This is a genomic window from Mesorhizobium sp. M1169, assembly GCF_040318345.1.
Classification (GTDB): Bacteria; Pseudomonadota; Alphaproteobacteria; order Rhizobiales; family Rhizobiaceae; genus Mesorhizobium.
The window spans coordinates 12057-21952 of sequence record NZ_JAMYME010000031.1; the positions used below are offsets into that span (position 1 = coordinate 12057).

The following is a 9896-nucleotide window of genomic DNA, read 5'->3' on the forward strand; positions in this document are numbered from 1 at the left end:
CTCGGGCGCAGATCTATGTGGAAAATGTCAATGCATTCACCGAATATTGCGGAGCCGACCGGCGACTGACGCACACTTACGTTCCGGGATCATGGGTGGGGAAATGGCAAGGGCTGCAGCTACAAAGAGAACCTTCGACGCACTGCCTGACACGATTGACTTCCGAGATGCAATCTTTACGCCGACACTTATCCGTGTCGCACCCGAAAGTGATATCAGCGCCTATTATGGCCTTGGCATACCCGTCCTGGATCAGGGCCGAGAAGGCGCATGCACCGGCTTCGGTTTGGCGACGGTCGCAAACTATCTCCTGAGGGTCCGAGAAAGGAATCCGGCGGCCGACGAAGTAAGTGCCTGGATGCTTTACGCGATGGCCAAGCGTTATGATGAGTGGCCCGGGCAAAATTACGAGGGATCCAGTGCGAGGGGAGCCATGAAGGGATGGTTCAAGCACGGTCTTTGCGCTTATGCGCTCTGGAAGGAACGCGATCCCGATCCCACTGTTGAGGAAAAGCGGTCGGCGGACGCGCTTGCTCGTCCGCTCGGCGCTTATTTTCGCGTGAATCACAAAGACCTCGTCGGCATGCACGCGGCGATTAACGAAACCGGCATTTTGTATGCCACGGCGCGCGTTCACGACGGATGGCAGTCGGTCAAGCCGGAACAGGAGAATATTGAATATCGTCCCGGGCAGATTGGCGGGCACGCCTTTGCGATCGTAGGTTACAATCGCCGAGGCTTCTGGGTTCAAAACAGCTGGGGGGAAAAGTGGGGCGCAAAAGGGCTGGCAAACCTGTCCTACACGGACTGGCTCGCGAACGGCACAGACGTATGGGTCGCGTCACTCGGCGCACCCGTCGACCTGACCTCGTCGCTTGCTACCGCAAACATGAGAGCGGACGCTCCGCGCAGCTACCAAAGCCAGGTTTATGCAGACCTTCGTCCATACATCATCACATCAAAGAACAATGGTGTCTTGGACGACAAGGGCACCTATGGCTTAACCCCTGCTGGGTTGAAAACTCTGATAACTGAGCGGATGCCGCGCGCCATGTCTTCATGGCAAACTAAGCGTGTGCTGCTCTATGCTCACGGCGGTTTGGTCGGTCAGGACGCTGCGGTGCAAACGGTTTCAAGCAATCTCGCGCCGTTGCTTCAATCGCAGGTCTATCCTCTCTCATTCATCTGGCGCTCGGACGTTTGGACGACTTTGTCAAACATATTGAGGGACGCAATTGGGCGTCGGCGGGACGAAGGCCTCCTGGACAAAGCCAAAGATTTCATGCTCGACAGGCTAGACGACACTCTGGAGGTCGGCGCGCGAAACCTCGGAGGTAAAGCGCTGTGGGACGAGATGAAAGAAAACGCGCGGATGGCGACGGAAGAGAAACTTGGCTCGGCGAACTTGGTAACCGACCATCTCATCAAGCTCCACAAGGACGGTGAGATTGATGAGGTCCATCTCGTCGGACATAGCGCCGGATCGATATTTCATGCCCCGGTCGTTTCGAAATTCGCCAAGGCCAAAGTCCCCTTAAAAACTGTCAGTCTTTGGGCGCCTGCGTGCACAGTCGCGCTCTTCAATGAGACCTATTTGCCAGCGCTCAAGAAGGGAATGATCGAGAAATTCGATCTTTATACGCTTGACGACCCAACGGAGCAGGACGACGATTGCGCCGGCATCTATCATAAGTCGCTGCTTTATCTTGTCAGCAACGCGTTTGAAACAACACCTCACATCCCTGCTCTAAAGGACGGAGTCCCTATCCTCGGCATGGAAAGATTTGCCAAAGATGCGCTGGGGACGCTATTCGACGGAACAACCAAGCAGTGGAATTTAGCTCCGGGTCAAGCCTCTAAAGCAAGGCACCACGGCGATTTCGATAACGACGAAGGGACATTACTGTCAACGCTGCATCGAGTGCTCGATGGTTCCGTAACCAAGATAGCCAAGGATCTCGCGAAGCGTAGGCCGACTGGCTCCAACATACAAAAGCGAGAATTCAGGCAGTCCCTCGACCAAAAGCTCGGCCAGCCTTCCGCAGCGAAGTGAAACCCATGCTTCCTAAGTCCCGGTGGGCCAGTCCGTCTACGCTGATACGCCTGGATATGTTACGGAGTTCAGAGCTCACGGAGCTTACTCTCCACGAACCGCAACACTTGGTGGCCACCTGCCTGCGGCTTCCCGCTCGCTGTGATCGTCGACTATGGATCGGCAAGAAGCGGGGGGCCGCCTCGGCTTACATTGAGCTTTGCCGCTAGGCGGGTCTTTCAACCGCGAAAGAAATCCATCAGATTGGCCCGTGGTGAGCGCGCGGTCTCCGCGCCGGCAGCGCCAGAGATTACTTTCTGTAGTATGAGAGGGGTCAAGAGTCCAATTTGGAATGCCGTCAATGCCTGCGCTTGGCTTCCAAAATTCAACCAAGTAAAAGCACCCGAGACAAATATCATCAGCGCTGTGATAATCCAGTACGGTGCACTTTTTAGATACTCTGGAAACCGTGGATTTGTCTTCAGGCCATACCAATGAACAAGCTCGGCGACGAAGCCCCCAAAAAGGCCAACCAGGAAAACGCTCAGCGCAGTGGTCAACGCTACTCCGCCACTCATGTCCAATCCTCCAGTTCGACTGCCAACCAGTCCAGATATGTTTGTAGTATAGCTGCCGATCGCTTTTCCAGTCCCATCTACATGAGTTCGCGGTCTCGGCTGCGTTATTCTGTGGAGGGAGCCTTTTCCTTGGCCAATGCAATTGCCGTTCTCTCTTCCAGCGATCCGCCCACCGGTCTCCATGATGAGGATCTTACGCGCAAGTCGCTGGAGACCATGTTTCGAGACATAGGGTCCAGGGAGGGGCAGCAAGCATGCGAACTCATTCTGGTGCTCTCGGGTCATGGTGACCAGACTGGGGAAGAGACTTGGTTCTGTACCTATGACGCTCGTCCTGATGGGATTGACCTGGCGGGCAGCGATCTTGCCGATCTGGTCATGCTTGCCAGACCGGCCAAGGTATCGGCGGTACTTGACTTCTGCCATGCCGGCGGCGTCGCGCAAGATTTTCAGGCGTCCTTGTCAAAACAAATTGGCCACGAAAATGTCCTGATCCTTGCTGGCGCATCCACGCGGCAACTGGCCTACGAGCACCCTGCCCTTGGCAGGGGTTTGTTCACGATCGCGCTGCACGAGGCACTCGTCGACAAGAGACTGTTCGCGCTCGCCGGACTGCGCAAATCCACAATAGCAACGCCGTTTGACGTATCGCTATCGAGTGACCTGTCGCGGCTTTTTGTGTTCGCAAGGGAGCGCACCGAACAGCTCGCCTATCTATTTGCGGGCGGTTGCATGCAGACGCCGGAGCTGCATGGCGCTGGCCATCTTGAGCTTTCCTGGTCTGATGCAACAATCGGTCCTCCTTCTGCACCGGAACCGCGACGAGCGCTGGCCGGCAGAATCAGACGTGTGTTTGGCTGGGGTGTAACGATCGCCGCTACAATCGGCCTGTTGCTTTACTTCCTGCAGTACCACATCGCTGTTCAGCCGAACGGCTGGATCGAGTTGCGGCCCGGCCCGGCCTGGATGTCCTCGTTGCTTCCCGTTGCGGTAGGATCGGGTGTCCAGTTGGCAGTCGCAGTCGACGATCTTGAGCCCGCTTCGCCTCGCTGGGACGAGGAGCGGATCAACGCCCGAACCGCCCTGATGCGCGGCGGCATAGGCGGGCTGGTCAATCACCCGGTAGGTGATCAAGAAAACTGGGAGTTTCGGCTGACATCCGAATTATCCAAGGAAGCTGCCCGCCGAATGGATTTCGTCTCGTCACGCATTGACATGACCAGTATCTGCGAGGCGACAAACATTCGGCGCGATCGAATCCGCGAATATCAGTTTGCACTCGAAGCTGCGTTGCTCGATCGGGCACGGTCCTGCCCCCCTACTTATTTTCTTTTGAATGGCCCCGAGATCGTCGACCTCTACGCCGTCGAAGACGTGCAGACGATCGCCGACTACGGGCTTTCGGGGCTTTCCGACCAGGCAATACGGACTTATTTGGCGGGCCTTGCCTTGGCCTATCGTGAGCTCGGGGATGAGGACACGAGGCGACGCTCACTGGAAGCGGCAGTATTGTTGATCTCCGTTCGCGCTGAACGCGGAGCGGTCAAATCGGCGGATTGGCTTGCCTTATTGCGATTCGTCGAGGAGATGGCACGAAGCCCCAAGCTTGCCGTCGCACCTAACACCGCAGTGTTTCCGCGTCTGGCCAAGTGCGGAATGAGTTGGTGTGAACTGTCGATGAAAATTGTCGAATATTTTGCCGCGGGCCCGGAAGCCTCCGGCATGGGCAGCGCGGCAGGCTTGATGATGTGGCTGATGGCGAAAGACTCTGAGAGACAGGCGGCGGAAGGGGACGCCACTCGTTCATGGTCGCTCCCGCCCCTCCTGTTGCTTGCTCGCCGCGGCGAACTCGACGAACGAGACCTCGACCTGATCATTCGGCGTTTTGGCTTGTTCGTCCTTAATGACGAGATGTTCTATCCAGACGCCATCTGGTTGCCGAGATTTGCGCGCGTGGTTCCCCTCAGCAAAGAGTGGACCACTGCGCTGTGGAACTGTGCGCTTGACACAACAGGCAAAGACCCGCGCTGCCTCCCTCTCGATTCTGGTTTAGCTGCACGCGTGCTTGCCGCGCAGGGTCGCTTCCTCAGCACCGCGGCATTGGCCCGACTGGTCTCGCGACTCGACGATAGCATCAAGGATGAGCGCGATATCGCGGCGTATGCATCCGAAATGATCGACCTTGCATGCTGGGCGCCCATGCCCGATCGCTGGGTCTCAGGTCTGGAAAGAGGCGTCGCCTACGACGTACAGATAGCGCCGCCGCGCGCTGCCGATCCACTGACAGGCGTACAAATCATCGAAGTCACCGACGTCTCCGTAGCGCAGGCGCTGTCCGCGTCGCTGAAGAGCGATCACGGCAGCACGTCGGCGACAATCGACCTGCTCAAAAGGTACGCGTCCAACCACTTTTCCTATGCGGGCCTTGACATCGTCTATCGCGCGCTGGCGCACAAGCTGCGACAGATGGACGATCCAACCGGCCTTGACCTCGCGCGTTCGCTCCAGGACTCGAAATCGGATACACAGGCACGGGCAGTTCTCCTACGCGCCCTGTCGATCGCAACGAAGCTCGACGGGCTAAAAGACGCTCGTATCGTGGAGGGTCCCGGTTTCTGGCGTCTCGATGCGGTCCTGGCCGCGCGCAAGCAGCTTGGCGATTACCAGTTTGAACTGGATCATTTCTGCGAATAGTGGCCTGCTGCCGGTTTCTCGGACACGCTGTTAAATTAAGCTAGCATGGCTTTCTCCTCGAACTCGGTGGGCTCAGATAGCCTCGAGCGGCGTAGCCGAAGATTTTAAAAGAGTCGCGGAGGGCCACGTTGAGGCGGCTCTGGCCTTTATCCGGCATCTCGAGAATGGAGCGCGTGGGTGCGGATCACCCACGTCGGTCCAGACGAGATATTCCATCGCTATCGGACACCCAAATGGGCTTCCTACCACGAGTGGCTCAGGAGCATCGAAACGCATTACCTGTCCCGCGGGCCTCAGACGGCGTTGGAGGAATACAAGGCATGCCGCTAGCATTAGCCCGCTCGCGACCCTTGCCGCCCACAAGATCACGCTTTCCGAGATCGCCGTTTTTTCGGAGGGATTCGACCCGCCTGCGATGATCGACTCGCTGGATCCAGCTGAGATCGAACTCTGATTTGCCGATAGCGCATTTCGTAGCCATCGGCTGACGAATGCAATCTCGATTCTCGTATTGAAATCGACGATGGCGATGAAGCAGATTGTCGGTATCGTCAGCTTGACAATAGTGTTCTAGGTTCGCCGCCCATCAACAGAGAAGGTCGAACCTAACACGGCAACAAATGAAATCGCCGACAAGATCGCCGCCGAGCAGAACCTGACCAAGGCGCAGGCCAAGGCGGTCGTCGAAAGGGTGTTCAATGAGATTTCAGAGACGTTCGGGTGCGGAGACCAGCATTGCTGGCTTCGGCAAGTTCAAGGTGAAGGACACGCCGGCGCGCGAGGGCCGTAATCCTTCGACCGGCACCATGATCAAGATTGCGGCCTCCAAGAAGCTCTCCTTTACACCGGCGAAGGCGGTTAAGGATGCGCTGAACGGCTGACGTTCGCGCCGACACATCACAGAAATGAATCGATCCGGGTCCGGTGATTCAAACCAATCATTGGACGCCGGATTCCGGCTGCGCGATTCTGCTTGCCATGATCGCGCAGCAGTATCGCCTCTATATCGAACGCCGTGACGTGGGCCGGAACATGCCCCGCTTCTACGCGCTGTCGATCGAGGAAACGCTGTTCGGCCACGCCTGCCTGGTTCGCCGATGGGGGCGGATCGGAACGACCGGCCGCACCGTCCAGCATTCGTGTTCGACGATGAGCGGGAGGCCCTCGAGCTGTTGCACGGCAAGCGGCTGCGCGGCTAAGGGACTGTCCAAACCCGCCTTTCGGGATCCCAGGACGCAAACGGCACTTCGCGCATTACTTTTACCACCGAGCGAGAATATGGTGTTTGCACCTCCAGCCGATCCTGTTGGACGAGCAGGTACTTGGAAACGATAGGATCGAAGGCGTAGGCGTCGCGTCCTCTGCTGTCAGCATGCACGCTCGATCCGGCGAGTTCTTGCTCCATCCAACGATTGAAGCGCCGAGCCGCGATCTTTCCCGGGACAAACCAGGCCTTGAGTTCATAGCTCCAGCGAGCACGGGGAAAACTGTTCCGGAAGCGTTCGACGGTGGCCCGATCATAGGGGAACGACGCCGGTGCGCCCGTCGGACATCGTCATTCGAACTTGATCCATCCGTTCTCTTCACAATCATGGCGCCGCCGCCTCACGGCGTCTCTGGCAGGAGAGCGCTTAGCAAGGGCGCAAGTGCCCTTGGCGTCGATGTCGGCGAGAAGTCCCATCTTGTAGGGGCCAAACGGACCTTTGGCTTAGTTCGCGAGGGCCTGGTCGACCAACCGTTCAAACCGTTTGATGTCGTCCGGCCCGATGGAAACGCCATGCCGCAGGGGCAGCATCAAGAGGCGCCCGTCTTTGAATGCCTCGCGGTTCGCCCTGGTGATGTTTTCCTGCACAAAGGTCGGATAGTCCCAGAATGCGCGAGAACATATCAGGATTTTCACGTCGGTGTTTGCCAGGCTTGCGAACAGCTCGTTGAAATCTACGCGGCGTTCCTCCAGCACATCATCATCGACCCCGTCCTCGTCCTGAAAACAGGAGTAGTGGATGACAAGGAGTCTTGGCTCAGTCCCGGTCCAAATCGACGAATTCGGCGTGTCAGTGCTCCAGTCCTGCGGCAGCCGCAGAGAAACGCGCATGCTGATGCTGTTGTCATAGAGCAACTTTGCCAGCTTATCGAAAAGCAATTTGCCATAGCGATCAACTTCGCAATTGGCGACGACCACGTCGCCGGAGGTGATTTTCTCCTCAGGATCGTCAAAGAGCTCCTGATACCACCGGACGGCCAACCCATATGGCTGCGCTTCGAAATTAGCGGGCTTCACGATGCCGAAATGGTCTAGTTGCGCAAGTCCGGTGACACCGGTCGTGCAAAGCGTTGATGCGCTGTCCGGCGTGACCACTGTGACGCCTGTCCTCACCTCCCACCATAGGAATGGGACGGTCACGCCAACGGTCTCATAGCCGCACTCTGTTGGGATGCGGGCCACCATTCCCTCATCGATCCACTCGTCGCGCAGCGTGTCGAGAAAGGAATCCGGATCGTCGCTCTCGCCCAATTGCCAAAGGGTTTTGCTCGCGAATATGCCGCTTCCCAAGTTTGCTATGCCAGCGCCGTTCATAGGCGTCCCCATGAGCAGGAGTCCCTTGATGCGGTTGTCCGAGGTGATGCCCCCGCCTTCCTTCCGGCTTTCGACCAGAAGGTATCTAAGCAGGACACGCCACCCAGGCTATGCGCGACAAAGAGCACGCTCGTGTACGGCTTGAGCGTGTCGTTCAGGTCAGTGGCGAGCTTGTGAGCGATATCCGTGATGCGCGGGCTGTCCCCGCCGAAATCCGTCACGATTGGATAAACCAGAATGTCGGCACGGTCGAAGACGTTGTCCTCATCATCGCGTGTGAGGCTGGGCCAGAAGGCGCCGGTGATCGTATTTTTGAACGTGCCCTCGATGTCTGAGTTGATCCCGTTCACGAAGACGATCAGGCGACCGGAGGGAATGGGCGCTGGGTCGATCTCAGCGCTGAACACGTTCGTCTGGAACATCAGAAACAGGCAGACAACACTTAGCGCGCGATACATTGTGGCCCCTAGTCAATTTGTCATGGAAACTGCATAAGATTGAAGCCAACGGATTGTGGTTGCGCAAGCTATGCTTGCCGCCGCTTTGCCGCAAGACGTTCCGACTTGTGCGTAGGTGCTAGCCCATTCCAATTCAGGGGGTCATTGATGCGTCGCCTATTTGTGCTTCTGAGCCTGTTGTTTTCGAGTCTGGCGGGCGCGGCTGCCGCGCGTGATATCAGCATTGCCACCTGGAATCTGGGTTGGCACATGGATCGCGCGACAGTCACGGACTGGATCGAAGCCTGCACCGCAACTTACGAGTTGGACCCGGCCACAAAAAGATACCGCCCATCGACACAGATCGGTGCGCAGTTCGGATGGGACATCAACGCATTCGATATAGAGGGTTGGGATGCCGCCCGCTTTCCTGTTTGCGATGTCTACGGAGCCAATAAGCAGGGAGTCGGATTTGCCACCGTCCGGGTCACACTCGCCGCGTACGAGCAACGCCGCACCCAAATACAAAATTTCATCGCGAACAGCGTTCCGGCCGACATCATCGCCTTTCAGGAAGTAAGCGGCAAAGAAGCTGTTCTTGAGGTTTTGCCAAACGGCGCTGCCGATTGGGAGGTCTGCTCCTTCACGACCTTCAAGGTCCAACGTCTTGCCATCGCATGGAAGAGGTCTCTGGGCAGCCAGATCGCTTGCGCGACCGAAGACCCTCTGACGCTCAAAGATGTCAGGCCACCCAAGGATCAGCCCCGGCCAGGGCTGTCCTTGGCCATCGATATCGGCGGAACGCGTCTGCAAGTCCTCAATGTGCATCTGAAATCGAGCTGCGTCTCCCCCATCGGTGGAAACCCACTGGCTGGAGATGCGTCCGCTTGCCAGATCCTGCACGACCAGATCGTCCCCCTAGAGACCTGGATCGACCGAGAGACGGCGGTCACCGACAAGACCATCCTGCTGGGCGACTTCAATCGCAACCTCTGGCACGAGCTTGAGGACTCCCGAGCGGTGCGAAGTGATGGCAGCGACCCTACAACCCCACTCCCCGCCGGCGTGCGCGTGAGCTCCCTGTTTGAGGAAGTCATCGACGGCAAGCCTGCATCGAGCGCCTTCACGATGCTCAAGGAGCTGTGTCCTCTCAATGAGGTTGGGAAGCTTCTGTGCGGGATGGGTGAGACGCGGGCACTTGATACGCCAGAAGTCGATGTCTTGAGGTTTCACAACTATCTTGGGTGCCGAAATCCCATCGGGCTCGACCACATCTTGCTGGGACCGGGCCTTGTCCCTCGAGGTGATGCGACGCATACCTCGATTGGAAGACTCGGGGGGAGTCGTCATCCCAACAAAGACAATCCCGAGCCGCTGCTCGGCATCGCAGACCATTGCCCGTTGATCGCAAGTTTTAGCTTTTAGGTCTGAGAGACTCGGCGCGTTCTTCGCTTGGCCGGTTTCATGGTCGCACAGATGAATAAGGACGTCTTATCCCCTGCGTTTAACGGGGCCCCAATCTTTGGAACCCTGCCGCGAAGGGGTGAGGAGATGGCGTTCGCCGACCCCTCGGTGTT

Annotated in this window: 8 protein-coding genes and 1 pseudogene; 5 read left to right on the forward strand and 4 right to left on the reverse strand. The window is 57.6% G+C overall.

The genetic code is table 11. The annotated features are described in order from the left end of the window. Window positions 1-103 precede the first annotated feature (103 nt). The gene (locus tag NKH41_RS24645) at window positions 104-2053 is read left to right on the forward strand and encodes a C1 family peptidase (protein WP_352934408.1); all 1950 of its coding nucleotides are present in this window, start codon (window positions 104-106) and stop codon (window positions 2051-2053) included. A gap of 218 nt (window positions 2054-2271) precedes the next feature. Here the strand turns inward: NKH41_RS24645 and NKH41_RS24650 are convergent, their stop codons facing one another. Beyond that, on the reverse strand, window positions 2272-2592 hold the full coding sequence (locus tag NKH41_RS24650; RefSeq protein WP_352642569.1) for a hypothetical protein: 321 nt from the start codon (window positions 2590-2592) through the stop codon (window positions 2272-2274). A 147-nt stretch (window positions 2593-2739) separates the two neighbouring features. Here NKH41_RS24650 and NKH41_RS24655 point away from each other — a divergent pair, with 147 nt between their 5' ends. Further along, window positions 2740-5304, forward strand: coding sequence for a caspase family protein (locus NKH41_RS24655; protein WP_352934411.1), 2565 nt, complete (start codon window positions 2740-2742; stop codon window positions 5302-5304). Between the two features lie 625 nt (window positions 5305-5929). Further along, window positions 5930-6185 (forward strand): annotated as a pseudogene (locus NKH41_RS24660) (HU family DNA-binding protein). A 16-nt stretch (window positions 6186-6201) separates the two neighbouring features. Here the strand turns inward: NKH41_RS24660 and NKH41_RS24665 are convergent. Next, window positions 6202-6441: a hypothetical protein gene (locus NKH41_RS24665; protein ID WP_352690512.1), complete on the reverse strand. Its 240-nt coding sequence runs from the start codon at window positions 6439-6441 to the stop codon at window positions 6202-6204. Between NKH41_RS24665 and NKH41_RS24670 the strand changes: the two genes are divergently transcribed. Beyond that, on the forward strand, window positions 6337-6639 hold the full coding sequence (locus tag NKH41_RS24670; RefSeq protein WP_352934501.1) for a WGR domain-containing protein: 303 nt from the start codon (window positions 6337-6339) through the stop codon (window positions 6637-6639). The genes NKH41_RS24665 and NKH41_RS24670 overlap by 105 nt on opposite strands. A gap of 373 nt (window positions 6640-7012) precedes the next feature. Here NKH41_RS24670 and NKH41_RS24675 read toward each other — a convergent pair whose 3' ends face one another. Beyond that, window positions 7013-7882, reverse strand: coding sequence for a hypothetical protein (locus tag NKH41_RS24675; RefSeq protein ID WP_352934414.1), 870 nt, complete (start codon window positions 7880-7882; stop codon window positions 7013-7015). Then, entirely contained in the window at window positions 7879-8340 is a 462-nt protein-coding gene (locus tag NKH41_RS24680) for a lipase family protein (RefSeq protein WP_352934417.1), read from the reverse strand. The genes NKH41_RS24675 and NKH41_RS24680 overlap by 4 nt, the downstream gene beginning before the upstream one ends. Before the next feature lie 147 nt (window positions 8341-8487). Here NKH41_RS24680 and NKH41_RS24685 point away from each other — a divergent pair, with 147 nt between their 5' ends. Continuing rightward, entirely contained in the window at window positions 8488-9744 is a 1257-nt protein-coding gene (locus tag NKH41_RS24685; protein ID WP_352690434.1) for an endonuclease/exonuclease/phosphatase family protein, read from the forward strand. Window positions 9745-9896: the final 152 nt, after the last annotated feature.

Bases quoted from the DNA above. Each gene is read 5' to 3' on its own strand.
- NKH41_RS24645 (WP_352934408.1), top strand. From the start codon at position 104: ATGGCAAGGGCTGCAGCTACAAAGAGAACCTTCGACGCACTGCCTGAC.
- NKH41_RS24685 (WP_352690434.1), top strand. From the start codon at position 8,488: ATGCGTCGCCTATTTGTGCTTCTGAGCCTGTTGTTTTCGAGTCTGGCG.
- NKH41_RS24670 (WP_352934501.1), top strand. From the start codon at position 6,337: ATGCCCCGCTTCTACGCGCTGTCGATCGAGGAAACGCTGTTCGGCCAC.
- NKH41_RS24680 (WP_352934417.1), bottom strand. From the start codon at position 8,340: ATGTATCGCGCGCTAAGTGTTGTCTGCCTGTTTCTGATGTTCCAGACG.
- NKH41_RS24665 (WP_352690512.1), bottom strand. From the start codon at position 6,441: ATGCTGGACGGTGCGGCCGGTCGTTCCGATCCGCCCCCATCGGCGAAC.
- NKH41_RS24675 (WP_352934414.1), bottom strand. From the start codon at position 7,882: ATGAACGGCGCTGGCATAGCAAACTTGGGAAGCGGCATATTCGCGAGC.